The sequence below is a fragment of the Hanstruepera flava genome (assembly GCF_023634025.1).
GTDB lineage: Bacteria > Bacteroidota > Bacteroidia > Flavobacteriales > Flavobacteriaceae > Hanstruepera > Hanstruepera flava.
Genome location: NZ_JALJCW010000005.1, coordinates 1 through 16,461 on the forward strand (window position 1 = coordinate 1; position 16,461 = coordinate 16,461).

Below are 16,461 nucleotides of genomic sequence, written 5' to 3' on the forward strand. Positions count from 1 at the left end.
ATCGGAATTCATTGCAATTTGCTATCTTTCGGTTACGGCGGAAAGAATCCTGCGGATTTTTCCGCAACGAGCCATACACAAAACCGTTGGCAGTAATTTAATGCCGCATTAAAAACAAACTATATGAAGAATTCAATTAACAAATTAGTTTTAATATTCATCACTTTTTTACTTACTACAAATCATGGAGCATTCGCTTGTACGGGCATTACATTATGCTCTAAAGATGGAGGTATTGTTGTAGGTCGTACAGTAGAATGGGCTTTAAGCAACGCTCATCTGAATGATATTTTAGTCGTGCCTAGAAATAAGAAATTTAGAGGCTTGCCGCAAGAAAACATCAGTTGCAAAGAATGGAAAGGAAAATATGGCTTTATAACTATGACAGCTTACGGACAAGATTTTGGCCCAGATGGACTAAATGAAAAGGGTCTTTATGTAGGAGTCTATTACCTGCCAAATTTTGCTGACTATGCTGACTATACTGTCGAGGATGCTGATAAATCCTTAAGTCTAGGAGGATTTATGCAATGGGTTCTTTCATCATTCAGTAGTGTTGAAGAAGTTCTGACAAATCTTGACAAAATAAAGGTAGTAAAAGTAGACAGTAAGGAATACGGAGGTGCCCCAATGCCTTTTCATATGAAAATAGCTGATTCCACTGGTAGTAGTAAAATCATAGAAATTATTAATAATGGAGAAATTAAAGTATATGACCCATTTTTAGGGGTAATAACAAATGCTCCTACTTATGATTGGCATTTGATAAACCTAACAAACTACATTAAACTTTCGCCCGCTCCTAGCGAATCAAAAATATTTGGAACAGATATATTAAAGAACTTTGGCGGTGGTTCTGGTCTGATTGGATTACCTGGTGACTTTAGCTCTCCCTCAAGGTTTGTAAGAGCAGCTACATTTTCTGCAACCTGTAGACCTTTAGAAACAAGTATAGATGCCGTTTTTGAAACATTTAGAATATTGGACAATTTCAATATTCCAATAGGAGCTCATGTTCCTGCGGATAAAATACCAAATAATATGGAGAGTGTAACTCAAATTACAAGTGCTTCTGATTTGAAAAACAAAATTTACTATTTTCATACCATGGGCAATAGAAATATCCGTAAAATCAACTTGAATGAAATTGATTTTTCAACAGTAAAGGAGACTCTAATCAAGGATAATATGTCCAATAATCAAGAAATTAAAGATGTAACACCAATGCAAAATTAAAAACTACTGCCAACAACGCCTATACGCAATACCCTTCGGGATACTGCGCATAGCCAAACCGTTGTACGCAATTTGCCCGAACCGAAAATGGACGAAAACACAAAAAGACAAATCGAATTACATTCTGCTGGAGCAACAGTAAGACACAAAAGTTCATTTGAGGAATTGGTGCATTACTCTAACGAAACAAAACTCGAACCTGATTTTATAAAAAAGTGGTGCGTTCCTTTCTATATGTTTCAGATAAATAATACGAATGAATTTATAGAGAAACTTAAGCCAATAAAAGACGATTTGAACACTGATGTTGTTAAGAACTTACTCGGCGATTTTAATTGGAGAACACGAATTGTCGGAGCGTATTTCTCGACAATAATGGATTTAAAAGAAGTTGAGGATATAATCGGAATTCATCTTTTAAAAAGTCAAGTTTGTTATGCTGCAACAGGATATTGTTTGACTTTAGCTTCTTTCAACACAAAAAATGGAATTGAATATTTAAAAAAATATCTTGATTATTATCTGACACAAAAACATTTACATTTTGACCAAAGAGACGCTATGTCCGCACTAAAATGGACTGACCAACTTAACGGAACAAATGAAATGGAAAAATATTTGGATTTATACAAAGATTGGGTTTCCGACAAATATGCTCAAAATTTAGAACATTCATTTGAGGGATTTGAAAGTCAAATGGAGAGTTTAAATAAAATAAAAACTGCGTACAACAATGTATAACCGCAATTGCTTCGCCAGTCGCTACGCTCGTGTCGGCGGATTCGACTATCCCTCGACTACGCTCGGGACAGGCTGGAATCCACTCGGAATTGCTAACGTCTGTGCTTAACCGAAAATCATTAACTTTAATCCCGTAACTGACTGTTATACGTACCGTTGGTAACTATTAAAACTTTTACTATGAGACGACATATTTCAATCTTTATCCTTTTACTTCCTTTATTGATTGCTTCTTGCGGTAAGGATCAGAAGAACAATCCTGAAAAGCAAGAACCCGCTACATTATATTTTGGCGGTGATATTGTAACAATGGACGGCAATGAGCCTCAATATGCAGAAGCAGTTGTAGAGCAAGAAGGTAAAATTCTTTTTGTGGGAAAACTGAAAGAAGCAGAATCTCAATTTAAAGATGCCCAAAAAAAAGATTTAAATGGTAATACTATGCTGCCCGGATTTATAGATTCTCATAGCCATTTTAGCATCGCACTAGGTTTAGTTAACCAAGCAAACCTTAGTAGTCCACCGATGGGTGAAGTCAAGAATTTCAATGATATTCAAAATGCACTGGTAGAATTGAAAAATTCAAGAAATATAGCTGAAGGTGAATGGGTCATTGGTTGGGGATATGACCCATTTCAATTAGAAGAGAATCGAGACATCACCAAGGCGGAATTGGATGAAGTATTACCAAATCACAAAGTGATGTTAGTGCATATTTCAAATCATGGAGCGGTTCTTAACTCTAAAGCCCTTGAATGGGCAGGTATTAATGCCAAAACGGAACAACCAGCAGGTGGTGTTATAGCAAGAATGGAAGGAAGCATGGAGCCAGCAGGTATGGTATTCGAAACAGCTTACTTACCTGTTAAGGCAAAAAAACCTAAACCAAACGAAACGGAATTAATGAATAGTGTTGAAGATGTTGTGAGGCAATATGCAGAAAATGGTTATACACATGCCCAAGATGGTGCAACTTTTACACACGAAGCTATCTTTTTAAAAAAGGCTGCCAAGGAAGGCAAACTTGATATAGATTTAGCTGTACTCATGTTATTTGCTGAAAAAGATAAGTGGGCTAATTCCGAAATTACGTTTGACCAAGAATATTCCAATCATCTCAAGTTTCAGGGAGTTAAAATTGTCCAGGACGGATCTCCACAAGGAAAAACGGCTTACATGTCTGAGGAATATTTAACAGATGGACCAGCTGGCGAACCCGATTGGTTTGGCGAACCCACTATGACGAGAGATGAATTTACTTCGTTGTTCTCTGAATTCTGGAATTCTGGACTTCAGGTATTTGTTCATGTTAATGGAGATGCTGCAAGTGATGATCTTATTTATGCTATGGAAAGTGTTGAAGCAAAAGCAGATCAAGATAGAAGAACTGTTTCCATTCATACACAATTCCACCGTAAAGATCAAATTGAAAAATTTGCAAAACTGGGAATCAGCCCTACTTATTTTACTAATCATTGTTTTTATTGGGGAGACGACCACACAGCAAATCAAGGCGCAAAAAGAGGAAGCTTTATTAGTCCAATGAAGTCAGCGATAAATGCTGGTTTGGTTGTTTCCAATCATTCAGACTTCAATGTAACACCACTTGATCCGTTTTTTATTTTGTGGACGTCAATGACTAGAGAAACGAGATCTGGCCTAAAATTAGATCAAAATGAAAATTTAAGTGCATATGAAGCGTTGCAAGCTTTGACAACAGGAGGAGCTTATCAAATGTTTGAAGAAAATAGAAAGGGAATGATAAAACAAGGATTATTAGCGGATTTTGTGATTATAGACCAAAACCCTTTAAAAATTGAGACTGATTTAATTAAGGAAATTAACGTACTTGAAACAATAAAGGAAGGCCAATCAATTTATAAGATTAAAACTAATACCAACAATGGCTATTAGCAATTAACTAGTGTAAGTCTGTTCAGAATTCCTTCAGAATTCCTCTGGTTAGTTAATGTTTGCTAAATTAGTTGCTGAAACACGCAACGAGCCATGTACAAACCGTAATCTACAATTTGAAAAAACACTCAAAAAAACCAATAATTGATGTTAAAAAAATGTTTTCTTTTATTGATTTTATTTTCCACCATAATTGGTTGTATAGGGTATCATAGAATACCAAAAAATGAAAACGGTGAACGAATTTTAAACAACAAAGTTCAATATAAATTCAAGTCTATTCCATGCGAAAAAGATTTGACAAAGATTGATACTTCAGCATATTATGTTCAAATTTTCGAAGGCAGATTTTATAACGAACAAGAAAAGAAAAACCGTATGGTTTTGATGTTTCATAATGACGGATACTTTAAATTCACATCTGTGCTTTATCCAAAATCAAATGACATTTCGAAAAATTCAATAAACTATGGAGGGAAATTTAAAATAACTGACAATTTAATTGAGTTAGAAAAATTTTATCCATCTAGCGGAGGTAGAACAAATTATTATTTGAGAAAAATAAGACATGGAAAAATAGAAGGGAATAGAATTATTTTTGACGATGGATTTTCGCTTTTATCAATTTATGAAAAAAGATATGAGCTGAAATAAAAGCAGCACTCAACTCCGGCTATTGTTCATTGATTCTTTCATTGCAATTTGCTATCTTTCGACTACGGCGTAAAATCCTAGTAGGTTTTCCGCAACGAACCATACGCAAACCCATGTTTTAATTAAAAGCTTTGAGTTGAAAAACCTGAAAACCATACTTATACTGACTTTACTTCTTGTATGCTGTAAAGGAAATGAACCGTCTGATTTTAATAAGTTTACAGGAAGGTGGGCACTACATATAGTAGAAATTCAAGCGGACTCCATTTCTGCATGGAAACCTAGACAAGACCATTACAAAAACCGAAAAGGGTTTATTATTTACGATGGCAAAGGTGGAATGGGTGTGCATCATGTAACTGAAAATTATGAAAACTATGCATTTGAAGGAAGCGGTGGGCTTGATAGTTTAACATTAAAGGACTTAAGACATTTGGCTGATAACTTTGTATATTTTGGAAAATATAAAGTGAATGACAGTCTAGGCCTAATTGAACATCATATAGAATCGGTTAATTTTCAAAACCTGTGGGGAACAATAGCGAAACGGAAATATCAGTTTTTAGGAGACACCTTAATTCTAAATCCGCTAACCAACACCTATCCAAAAATTCGCCTAAAATGGGTTAAGCTAAATGATAGTGAATAAATATTAGTTTCCCTTACGGTTAATGGTAATCCTTGAACCAAAAAACACTAGCTAATAAGTTACAATCTAATCTTTGGGCATTACACTATATGTAAAACGGAACAAAAACTCTCTGATTTTATACAAATTTTGTCTATCTTTAGCAGTGTAACTCCCTGATAATAAAAGCAAAATTGTTTTTAAATAACCCACCAAAAATCTTAAATGATGAAAAAATTAGGTATTTTATTGCTTGTAGGCACCGTGCTTTTTGCAGTGGCTTGCCAACAACCAGCTGAAAAGGCTGAACCTGTAGCGGCAAACGATAACCGTTTAGATAGAACCGTTCTCCCCATTAAAGAACCAACTTATGCCGCAATTACTGAACTAGACGCCCGCAATGCCACAGCACCACCTCGTTTTGATGTGAAAGCGCCAGAAAACGCACCCAATGTCGTTATTGTATTAATTGATGACCAAGGATTTGGTGCAGCAAGTACTTTTGGTGGCCCAATAAACGAGCCAACCGCTGATAGACTTGCTAATGAAGGACTACGATACAATCGTTTTCACACTACAGCACTTTGTTCGCCTACACGTACTGCCATATTAACCGGAAGAAATCACCATCAAAATAATGCAGGAGCCATTATGGAATTGGCAACAGGTTTCCCAGGAAACACTGGTATACGGCCAAACAGTGTTGCGCCACTTGCAGAGATGCTGCGATTAAACGGGTATAGTACTGCTATGTTTGGTAAATATCATGAAACTCCGCCTTGGGAAGCTTCGCTTTCAGGACCGTTTGATAGATGGCCAACGCGCTCTGGTTTCGATAAATTTTATGGGTTTATTGGTGGTGAAACCAACCAATGGGCACCTGCAGTTTATGATGGTACTGTGCGTGTAGAAGTTGAAAGAAGTCCGGATTATCACTTTACTACTGATATGACTAATCAGGCTATTAACTGGGTAAGTGCGCAACAAGCACTAACTCCCGATAAGCCATTTTACATTTACTATGCTACAGGAGCAACGCATGCTCCGCACCATGTGCCGCAAGAATACATTGATAAATACAAAGGTCAGTTTGATCAGGGATGGGACAAATTGAGAGAAGAAACCCTAGCCCGCCAGAAGGCTATGGGTATTGTTCCAGAAAATACTCAGCTTACAGAAAGACCTGCAGAAATACCATCTTGGGATAGCCAAACACCTGAACAAAAACGTTTGTTTGCACGACAAATGGAAGTGTTTGCTGCTTTTGCAGAACACACTGATCATGAAGTTGGGAGATTGGTAAACGCTTTAGAGGAAATAGGTGAATTAGACAATACCCTGTTTCTTTATGTTATTGGCGATAATGGCTCGAGTGCAGAAGGAGGCCCTGAAGGTTCGTACAATGAGCTAATGGCGTTGAATGGTATTGTTGGAGAAGCGTCGCAAATGATGGACCATATAGATAATTGGGGTGGCCCTAGTACATTCCCTCATTTTGCCATTGGATGGGCACATGCTACCAATGCTCCTTTTCAGTGGACTAAACAGGTTGCCTCGCACTTTGGCGGTACGCGTAACGGTATGGTTGTACATTGGCCTAATGGTATTAAATCTAAAGGTGGTATACGCTCACAATTTACCCATGTAACCGATGTGGCGCCAACCGTTTTAGAAGCTGCTGGATTACCTTTTCCTACCTCGGTAAATGGAACTGAACAAACACCATTTGCCGGCACTTCTTTTATGTTCTCTTTTGAAGATGCCAATGCACCCGAAACACATACCACGCAATATTTTGAAATGTTTGGTAACCGAGGTATTTATCACAACGGTTGGACCGCTTCTACACGGCATTCTGTGCCTTGGTTAATGGCACAAGAATTACCACCCTTGGAAAGCGATGTGTGGGAACTGTACCATGTTGATGAAGACTTTTCACAAGCCAATAATCTTGCAGACGAAAACCCAGAAAAGTTGAAAGAATTACAAGAACTTTTTGAAAAAGAAGCCATAGCCAATCATGTTTATCCTATTGATGATAGAAGAGCTGAACGCTTTAATGCAGAAATAGCAGGAAGAGGTGATATTATTGGAGACCGTACATCACTCACACTTTATGAAGGTATGACTGGCATTATGGAAAATGTTTTCATAAATAATAAGAGTAAGAATTACACCATTGTTGCCGAGGTAGATTTAAAAGACACAAATACGGACGGAGTTATTATCAGTCAGGCTGGTAGATTTGGTGGTTGGTCATTATATATGAAAAATGGTAAAGTACATCATGATTACAATTATTTTGGACTTGACCATACTAATATTGCATCATCATCAAACCTTGATGCCGGAAAACACAAAATTAAATATGAGTTTTTGGTAGATGAACCTAAACCAGGAACTGGTGGTAAATGCGCTTTATATATTGATGACAAAAAAGTGGCCGAAGGTTATATACCCAAAACCCAACCCTTTGCCTACTCTGGTGACGAAGGTGTAGATGTGGGTATAGACAATGAAACCAATGTTACTGATGACTACAAAGAAGGAGACAATAAGTTTACCGGAAAAATAAAACGAGTGACCGTTGATATCGGGATGAATTAATTTTTGAAGTTTTGCTATTTCAGCAGAAACAACCAATAACCATATACTGTAACTGTAAAGGGCATTTAAATGCCCTTTATGTTTTACTTTGAAAATAATTGAAAACATGACGAAACCAAACATCTACTTTTACAGTTGTCTGATTCTAACCCTGACTGTCGCCACACTATTGGCAACAGGTTCTTCGTTATTGACAGTATCAATAGATAATAACGAGGTAATTCCGTTAGGAACCATAATAACCTGGATAGGCATGATTGCCTTACCCTTAACAGTATATTGGGGTATAAAGGAAATGAGAAAACCTTCACTAACGGTGCATCACATTCTTGCTGGGTTATTGAAAATCATTATCCTACTTTGAGTTCTATGGGTTCCTATATCCTATTTACTAGCAGGTAACCTTTCATTCACATTTACTGAAAGAGAAACTTTTCAGGGCGGTCAAGTAGCCATGAGATGGTTTTGGCGATTAAGTTATGGTATTGGTATTGGAAGTATGTTGGTTTTATTCTTTTCGTGGATTTCAAGATTCTTAAAAAAGGGCGTTTGACATAGAAAAACATGACATGAGCATTCAGCAAAGTTTATTAAATTCTTTATCAGCTCATACTTCGTACAAATCTTTAAGTTATGATATTTGTCAAGGCAATTTGCTATCTTTAGATTTCCATCACCTTAACAAAACCTTAAAACCAACCCACATGAAAAACACAATTCTTTTTTTTGTAGTCATATTTTTTTGCTCGCAATTGTATAGTCAAAAACCGAGAGCTAGGGATTTAGGCGTTCCTTTTGTGGGAACAACAGGAACTTTTAATGCCATTACTGATGTAAAGGGTGTTGAGGTTGGGTATAGTACTATTATTTCTGGCGAAGGCAAAAACATTGTAGGTGAAGGCCCTATTAGAACTGGAGTTACGGCCATTTTCCCGAGAGGAAAAGCTAAAAAATTTAGTCCTGTTTATGCCAATTGGTATAGTTTAAATGGCAACGGCGAAATGACGGGCACAACTTGGGTAACCGAGTCAGGTTTTCTGGAAACCCCAATAATGATAACCAATACCAATAGTGTTGGAGAGGTGAGACAAGCTGTATTGAAATGGTATGTTGACACCGATTGGTACAATGGTGAAGATTGGTGGTATACGTATCCTGTTGTAGCTGAAACTTATGATGGCTTTTTAAATGATATTTACGGGTTTCATGTTAAGGAGGAACATGTACTGGAAGCCATTGACAATGCATCAAGTGGAAAACTAGCTGAAGGCAATATTGGAGGCGGAACTGGTATGATGTGTTTGGGTTTTAAAGGTGGTACCGGAACATCGTCACGCGTTTTTAAAATAAAAGGTACGGATTATACGATTGGAGCTCTGGTGCAGTCTAATTTTGGAGCTAAAAGAAACCTATCGATAGCCGGTGTTCCAGTGGGTATAGCATTAAAAGATACTTTAGGCTACGAGTATAAAGCACCACCACAATCAAGAAGACAAGAAGGAGACGGTTCTATTATAGTAATAATCGCCACAGATGTGCCCTTATTACCACACCAATTAAAAAGAGTTGCACAGAGAATTCCTTTAGGTGTGGGGATTGTTGGCGGTCGTGGTAGTAATGGCTCTGGAGATATCTTCTTGGCATTTTCAACAGCCAATGAGAATGCGTTTAGTCGTGATGACATGAGAACCGTGGAAACCATGTCTAACGATTTACTGATGCCTGTTTTTGAAGCCACCGTACAAGCTGTTGAAGAGGCCATTATAAATGCCATGGTAGCGGCAGAAGATATGGAAGGCATTAATGGAAACAAGGCCTATGCCCTACCTCACGATTTACTTATAGAAACCCTAAAACAATACAACAGAATAAAAGAATAACACGGGTAATTATGTTGGAACCACAATGGTCTTTTATTAAACCATACATATAGCTACACTAATTGAATTATGAACTCATGAAAAAAATAGAATTTAAAGAACACATAAAAGCCTCTTGTAAAACAGTATATGAAACTATGCTAGGTTTAAATGATATCACTACATATGAACAATGGACTGCTGAATTTAATCCCACTTCTACTTATGAAGGCAGTTGGAACAAAGGCGCTAAAATGTACTTTATTGGAACCGATGAAAATGGCAAGCGTGGTGGAATGGTTTCTGAAATTGCAGAAAACATCCCATTTGAATACGTATCCATAAGACACTACGGCATACTTGATGGTGATACTGAAATAACCTCTGGTGAACACGTTGACAGCTGGGCAGGAGGCTTGGAAAACTACTCATTTCAAGAACACAATGGTATTACAACGGTAACAGTTGAAATGGATACTGCTGATGATTATATTGACTATTTTAATAACTTATGGCCAAAAGCCTTAAACACGCTTAAAAAAATAGTTGAGGGTTAGTATTTTATGTTATTCTAGCTACGAATCCTATGGTATAATACTCCTTAACGCAACAATTAAAAGTAGTTATGTTGATAAAGTTCTTAAGACATATTCGTCATGAAATCATAAAGGATAAAAAAACTGCTTTATTATATTAAGTATTTAATCTCTATTAAGAACCATTTTTTTAATCCTGAAGACAGTGATAAAATCGAAAAAAATAAGTCTAAAAGATGCCATATCTATCGGAATTGGTGGTATGGTTGGCGGTGGTATATTTGCCGTTTTGGGTTTAGCAGTTTCATTAGCTAAAGGTGGTACACCTCTGGCCTTTTTATTTGCTGGTATTCTGGCTCTTATTACGTCCTACAGTTATATAAATCTTTCAAAAAAATTTCCAGATCGTGGCGGAACGGTTAAATTTATTAATCAAGGTTTTGGAAAAACTATTTTTAGTGGTGCTATTAACAATTTGTTATGGGTAAGCTATATTGTTATGTTATCGCTTTATGCCTCGGCTTTTGGTTCTTATGCTCCCAACCTTTGGGAAATAACCCACGATAAAACCATAGACTTTCATATTTATGCCAGTGCCATAATATTACTTGCTACTGCTATAAACTATTATAGTATTTCTGTGGTTGGTAAAATTGAAGCGTATGCTGTTCTTATAAAATTAATTATTCTCATTGGGTTTATTGGTATTGGTGCATACGGATTAATTGGGAATCCCAATGTTGGTCAATTAGCCATTTCCAATTGGGAAAGTCCTTTAAAATTATTTGCAGGCGGAATGGTAATTTTTGTTGCCTATGAAGGTTTTGAATTGATTGCCAATGCTGCGCCTGATATTGACAATCCGGAAGAAAACATACCGAAGGCCTATTATTATTCTGTCATTTTTGTAATTCTATTATATATCATAATAGCATTGGTTACTGTTGGTTCTTTGCCTTTTGAGCAAATTGCAAAGGCAAAAGATTATGTGTTAGCTGAAGCCGCAAAACCTATGTTAGGGCAAATTGGTTTTACCATAATAACCCTAGCGGCTTTAATTTCTACATTTTCTGCTATTAACGCGTCGTTATATGGAGGAAGCAAAGTCAATTTTGAAATTGCTGAAGACGATGAGCTACCCCATCACTTTGTCGCCAAGCTTTGGAATCAACCCATTGGTCTTATGATAACCGCAGTAGCTACTCTTATTTTGGTTAATTTACTTAACCTGGAAAGCATCTCAACAGCAGGCAGCATTGGATTCATAATTATTTTTGGCATTGTTAATTATGTAGGTTATAAACTGGCTGCTAAAATGCAAACCAAAAAAATAATTCCCTTATTTGGAGTTCTATTATGTAGCTTGGCTTTGATTACTCTTGTCAAACAACAGGTTAGTGATAATTTAACTGGCATACTGGTTTCAATGGGTATTATTCTACTATGCTTTATTATTGAATGGGTTTATAAAAAAGTTGAGAAAAAAACTAGCTAAATAGGGCTTCTAAAGAGAACCATTTAGGTATATTAACTGCATAGCAATTCGTACCACAGATTATGAATACTATATTTAAAAAACAATACTATGAAAAACTACATTGATGGCTTTGTACACCCTATTCCAAAAATTTATTTAAAAGAATATAAAAAAGTAGCAGAGCACGTAGCCAAAATTTGGAAAGAATATGGTGCTATTGCCTACTTTGAGTATGTAGGTGATGATTTGACTTTGGAAGGCACAAAATCTTTCGCAGAAACTATTGGTGCTACGAAAGATGAAGTCATTATATTTGGCTGGGTTATTTTTCCATCGAAATACGTGCGTGATATGGCCAACAAAAAAGTACCTTTAGATCCTAGAATGGCTGAACTAGTAGCACCTTTGGTTAACCCAAAACAGCTAATTTTTGATGCCAGCAGAATGGTATATGGCGGATTTAAACCGCTTGTAGATTTAAGCGAATAGGAACTGTAAATAGAATTCTATTATAAACTTATAATTATTACTTTAGCACTTTAACCAACAAACTACACTACATTTTTCCCTTTAAAACATGAGACCATTTTTTCTACTTATTGCTCTACTTTCCTTATGCCATATTAATGCCCAAGACAAAAAAATTTGGGCAAAATCGTTTATAAACCAAGAAGCTCCTGAACTGGTGGTTGAAACCTGGTTAACCGATAAGCCTGATACCGAAGGTAAATTTATTTTAATTGACTTTTGGGCCACATGGTGCGGCCCTTGTAAAAAAGCTATTCCGGAGTTGAATGCATTTCATGCGAAATTTAAAGACAACTTGGTTGTTATTGGAATTAGTGACGAGCCGAGTTCAAAAGTTAAGAGCATGAAAAGCCCTAAAATGAATTATTACAGTGCTATAGACACCCAAAAACGCTTAAATCGTATTTATGAGGTTCAAGGTATACCGCATTGTGTTATAATAAACCCTGAAGGGATTGTTGTTTGGGAAGGCTGGCCTCACCTGGAAGGGCACGAACTAACCGAAGAGGTTATAGATAAGCTTATTAAAAATAATTAAACAAACCGCTAATTTATAATAGGCTTTATACCAAATTAAAAGGCATTATTTTATAAAGTCAATGCTTTTATCCACAACCTGTTGTAAGGCGTCAGGCAGCTTGTTTTCTTCCCAAGGGTGTTTGGAGTTGAACACGTGGTTTGCGTTAGCCATGGCAAAAAGATTTGTGCTACTATTCCAGGCATGTAAACTTTCAGCCTCTGAAAAGAACACAGAAGGGTCATCCGTTCCATGAACAATTAAAACAGGTATGGTTAAGCTTTTAATGGCCTTTTTAATATTTAAACGCTCTTTATTTGCCATATAATCTTCATAAAATTGATAATTATGAGGCATTTGTTGTTTGGTTCTACCATTTAGAACATATTTTACACCATCTTTTTTCCATTGCTCCAAATCACCAACAGTAGCGGTCCTTTTTCCAAAATCGCAAATACTTGCCCAGGTAATCAGTTTGGTTATACGATTATCTTCACTGGCTTTAATAATGGCTATGCCTCCACCTCTAGAATGCCCTATAACTGTTATATCTCTAGCATCAATTTCATTACGAAACGGGTTGTTTGCAGCCAGCAAATGGTTAAGCATGGCATCTAAATCCTCCAGTTCTTTAGAATAATTGTTTTCTGCAAAAGCATCTAAATCTGGGAAGTCTATAGGGTTATCAACGGTTCCGCCATTATGAGAGAAGTTGAATTTAACGAAAACCATATTGGCCTTTACAAATTCTTTGGCTACCAAATTCCAAGCTCCCCAATCTTTAAACCCTTTGTAGCCGTGACAAAATATAACCAAAGGTTTTTTTTGGCTATTTTGATTAAAAAAAGCATCCCAAACTATAGGTTTCCTTTCTTCTCTGCTTAATATTTCATTTTTTCGTATCATGAACGTGGCTTATCCAGATTTCTATCATACATTACAATACTTCCTGCAACCGAAACATTTAAACTTAACTCCGACTTAAACTTAACCAAATAATGGCTTTTTTCTATAGCCTGTTTTGATAAGCCATGGTCTTCGGCTCCCAATAAATACACACAGCGTCTTGGATGATGAAAGGTTTCTAAATTTTGGGCTTCATGGGTTAGTTCCACTCCCACTATCCTAGCACCTTTAGGTAGATTGTTAAAAAAATCATCAAAGGTGTCGTAATGAAAATACGGCATGGCTTTTACAGCATTGTGTGTATCGCAAGCTTGTTTAGCATAACGATTGCCAATTGTAAATATAAAACTAGCCCCTAAATTTTGAGCAGAACGCCAGAGCACTCCTAGATTTTCAGGTGTTTTCCCATTTTGGATGCCTATGCCAAAAAATTCGTTTGTAAAATTATCAACCATGTCACAAAAATAATTAAACTATACTTATTCTTACCAACAATTCTGTAAGCCTAAAATGCGTATTAAAACTCTATAGTAGCAGCATAAAAGATTAAAAAATTATTACTTTTGTTTTTAACCAAAAGTTTATACTATCAAGACTGTAACATGCAAAAATACACCTTACTCCTTCTTTTTATTTTAAGTTTTGCATGTAAGGACGATAAAACTGTAGACAAACCCAATCAAGGCGAATTTGCCCATAATTCCACGCTAGCAAATGGTTATATAGGAGACGAGCAGTGTATTTCATGTCATGCTTCAGAATACAAAGCTTGGGAAGGTTCACATCATGATCTCGCCATGCAAGTTGCTAACGACTCTAATGTTTTGGGCGATTTTAATAACGTTAATAAAACCATAGATGGGGTAAATTATTTATTTACTCGAGAAGGATCAGATTTTATAGTGAAAACTAAAGAAATTGATGGTTCTGAAAACACCTATATAATTAGTTACACCTTTGGTGTAGAACCGCTACAGCAGTATTTAGTTGATTTTGAAGATGGCAAAAAACAGGTGCTTCGTGTAACTTGGGATACTATTGAAAAGACATGGTATCATCAATATTCAGGAGATACCATTAATCCGCATGACTGGATGCATTGGACCCGTGGTTCACAAAACTGGAATACCATGTGTGCCGAGTGCCATTCTACCCATTTAGAAAAAAATTATAACGTAGAGGCCAATAGTTATAACACCACTTTTTCGTCTGTTAATGTTAGCTGCGAATCTTGTCACGGTCCTGCAAAAAACCATGTCGATTGGGCCAAGTCCGGTCATTCATCTGATACAGATACATACTTAAAAACTCTTGATACGCAACTAAACCAAATGAATAGTTGTGCACCATGCCATGCTAGGCGTACCAAATTGACACAAACCCTTGAATCGAATTTGAATTTTGAAGATCAATATATTGTACAAACTATTTCTACGCCTTTCTATCATGCAGACGGTCAAATTTTAGAAGAAGATTATGTATATGGCTCTTTTTTACAGTCTGAAATGTACCATAAAGGTGTTACTTGTACCGATTGCCATAATGCCCATACCCTTGAGCTAAAAATGAAGGGCAACAACTTATGTATGCAATGCCATGAGCCAGAATACAATTCACCAAGTCACCATTTTCATCAGAATGATACAGAAAGTGCGCAGTGTATTAATTGCCACATGACTGGAAAAACCTATATGGGCAATGATTTTAGACGCGACCACAGTTTTAGAATTCCCAGACCCGACCAGAGTATTAGTGCAGGCACACCCAATGCCTGTAATCAATGCCATACTGAAAAAAGTAATTCCTGGGCAGCTAAAGCCATTGAGAAATGGTATGGTAGCGAACGGAAAAATCACTTTTCAGATTATTTAATATTAACCAACAATTCTAGGTTAACAGCTCATGAAATTGAACTGGTTAATGCTTTTATTAATGATTTGAATTATCCTGCAATTGCCCGAGCAACGGCCATAAACAATATTGAGATTTCCAATGAGAGTCAATACGAGACGATTTTAAAACGTTTGGATGACCCTTCGCCGTTAGTTCGATATAATGCCTTGAATAAATTCAGTACAGCTCCTCCAGAATTGCGTGTTCAAATCGCATCGAAACACCTTTCTGACACTACCAGAATGGTTCGCATTGGAGCCGTACAATTACTAACCGACGTAGATGCTAGTTTGCTTTCTACAATTAATCAATCAGATTTAAATACAGCACAATCTGAATTAGAAACCATGTTGCGTACCAATGCCGACTTTTCTACAGGACGATTACAGTTAGGCGATTATTATTTTAAGAAAAACCAATATAACGATGCTATTCATCAATATAGCGAAAGTATTAAAAAGGATAGTTTACTGCTTATGGCCTACCCTAATTTGGCTACTAGCTATAGTATAGTTGGCAATACACAAAAAGCACTGGAAACACTTAACCTTTTAATCAATAATGCTCCAGATATGAGTCGTGCCTATTATTTAAGAGGACTTCTTTACTTTGAATTAAACAATCCCAAGCAAGCGCTATTAGATTTGAAGCAAGCCGTAAAGTTAAATCCTAATGATGCACAGTCGCTTTATAATATAGCCACGTATTATTATCAGAATCAAGATTATACTAAAGCCGAAGAGTTTGCTCGAAAGGCCATTGCTATTTATCCAGCAAACAGAGACTACCAATATTTGCTAGCACTGATTTTTAAAGCACAAGGGCAAATTGATTTAAGCAACCAAATTATGCAAGGCTTACAATAATAGTTTGTTTTTCAGACGCTTACTCACACATCTACACTAAAAAAACAGTTCATTCTTACTCTTGTTACCATTTTTGGCACGTTGTTTGAAACGTCTTTA

At 36.4% G+C, this 16,461-nt stretch carries 15 protein-coding genes; 13 read left to right on the forward strand and 2 right to left on the reverse strand.

All coding sequences use genetic code 11. From position 1 onward, the window contains the following. The first annotated feature begins 123 nt into the window (after nt 1–123). The 12 genes from MTX13_RS13305 to MTX13_RS13360 all read left to right on the forward strand — a co-directional run bounded on the left by MTX13_RS13305 (nt 124) and on the right by MTX13_RS13360 (nt 12,718). Nucleotides 124–1,236, forward strand: a complete 1,113-nt coding sequence (locus MTX13_RS13305; protein ID WP_250436601.1) for a linear amide C-N hydrolase — start codon at nt 124–126, stop codon at nt 1,234–1,236. Nucleotides 1,237–1,323: 87 nt separating this feature from the next. Continuing rightward, nucleotides 1,324–1,977, forward strand: a complete 654-nt coding sequence (locus MTX13_RS13310) for a DUF6000 family protein (protein WP_250436604.1) — start codon at nt 1,324–1,326, stop codon at nt 1,975–1,977. Between the two features lie 180 nt (nt 1,978–2,157). Next, nucleotides 2,158–3,891: an amidohydrolase gene (locus tag MTX13_RS13315; RefSeq protein ID WP_250436607.1), complete on the forward strand. Its 1,734-nt coding sequence runs from the start codon at nt 2,158–2,160 to the stop codon at nt 3,889–3,891. Between the two features lie 147 nt (nt 3,892–4,038). Then, nucleotides 4,039–4,545, forward strand: a complete 507-nt coding sequence (locus MTX13_RS13320; RefSeq protein WP_250436610.1) for a hypothetical protein — start codon at nt 4,039–4,041, stop codon at nt 4,543–4,545. A gap of 136 nt (nt 4,546–4,681) precedes the next feature. Next, a complete protein-coding gene (locus MTX13_RS13325; protein ID WP_250436613.1) occupies nt 4,682–5,194 on the forward strand; it encodes a lipocalin-like domain-containing protein in 513 nt (170 codons plus the stop codon). A gap of 204 nt (nt 5,195–5,398) precedes the next feature. After that, entirely contained in the window at nt 5,399–7,780 is a 2,382-nt protein-coding gene (locus MTX13_RS13330; protein WP_250436616.1) for an arylsulfatase, read from the forward strand. Nucleotides 7,781–7,886: 106 nt separating this feature from the next. Further along, nucleotides 7,887–8,144, forward strand: coding sequence for a hypothetical protein (locus MTX13_RS13335; protein WP_250436618.1), 258 nt, complete (start codon nt 7,887–7,889; stop codon nt 8,142–8,144). 340 nt (nt 8,145–8,484) lie between these two features. Next, complete coding sequence (locus MTX13_RS13340) at nt 8,485–9,660, forward strand: DmpA family aminopeptidase (protein ID WP_250436622.1); 1,176 nt, start codon at nt 8,485–8,487, stop codon at nt 9,658–9,660. Between the two features lie 77 nt (nt 9,661–9,737). After that, nucleotides 9,738–10,196: an SRPBCC domain-containing protein gene (locus MTX13_RS13345; RefSeq protein WP_250436625.1), complete on the forward strand. Its 459-nt coding sequence runs from the start codon at nt 9,738–9,740 to the stop codon at nt 10,194–10,196. A gap of 187 nt (nt 10,197–10,383) precedes the next feature. After that, the gene (locus tag MTX13_RS13350; protein WP_394801251.1) at nt 10,384–11,670 is read left to right on the forward strand and encodes an APC family permease; all 1,287 of its coding nucleotides are present in this window, start codon (nt 10,384–10,386) and stop codon (nt 11,668–11,670) included. Nucleotides 11,671–11,760: 90 nt separating this feature from the next. Continuing rightward, the gene (locus MTX13_RS13355) at nt 11,761–12,141 is read left to right on the forward strand and encodes a DUF1428 domain-containing protein (protein WP_250436627.1); all 381 of its coding nucleotides are present in this window, start codon (nt 11,761–11,763) and stop codon (nt 12,139–12,141) included. Nucleotides 12,142–12,229: 88 nt separating this feature from the next. Continuing rightward, nucleotides 12,230–12,718 (forward strand): TlpA family protein disulfide reductase, encoded by a 489-nt coding sequence (locus tag MTX13_RS13360; RefSeq protein ID WP_250436630.1) that lies wholly within the window; start codon nt 12,230–12,232, stop codon nt 12,716–12,718. A gap of 45 nt (nt 12,719–12,763) precedes the next feature. On the opposite strand, the gene MTX13_RS13365 is transcribed toward MTX13_RS13360, so the two are convergent. Together MTX13_RS13365 and MTX13_RS13370 are read right to left on the reverse strand one after the other, a co-directional pair. Then, a complete protein-coding gene (locus MTX13_RS13365) occupies nt 12,764–13,603 on the reverse strand; it encodes an alpha/beta hydrolase family protein (RefSeq protein WP_250436631.1) in 840 nt (279 codons plus the stop codon). Next, a complete protein-coding gene (locus MTX13_RS13370; protein WP_250436635.1) occupies nt 13,600–14,058 on the reverse strand; it encodes an RNA methyltransferase in 459 nt (152 codons plus the stop codon). The genes MTX13_RS13365 and MTX13_RS13370 overlap by 4 nt, the downstream gene beginning before the upstream one ends. A 147-nt stretch (nt 14,059–14,205) precedes the next feature. Between MTX13_RS13370 and MTX13_RS13375 the strand changes: the two genes are divergently transcribed. After that, nucleotides 14,206–16,362, forward strand: a complete 2,157-nt coding sequence (locus MTX13_RS13375) for a tetratricopeptide repeat protein (RefSeq protein WP_250436638.1) — start codon at nt 14,206–14,208, stop codon at nt 16,360–16,362. Nucleotides 16,363–16,461: the final 99 nt, after the last annotated feature.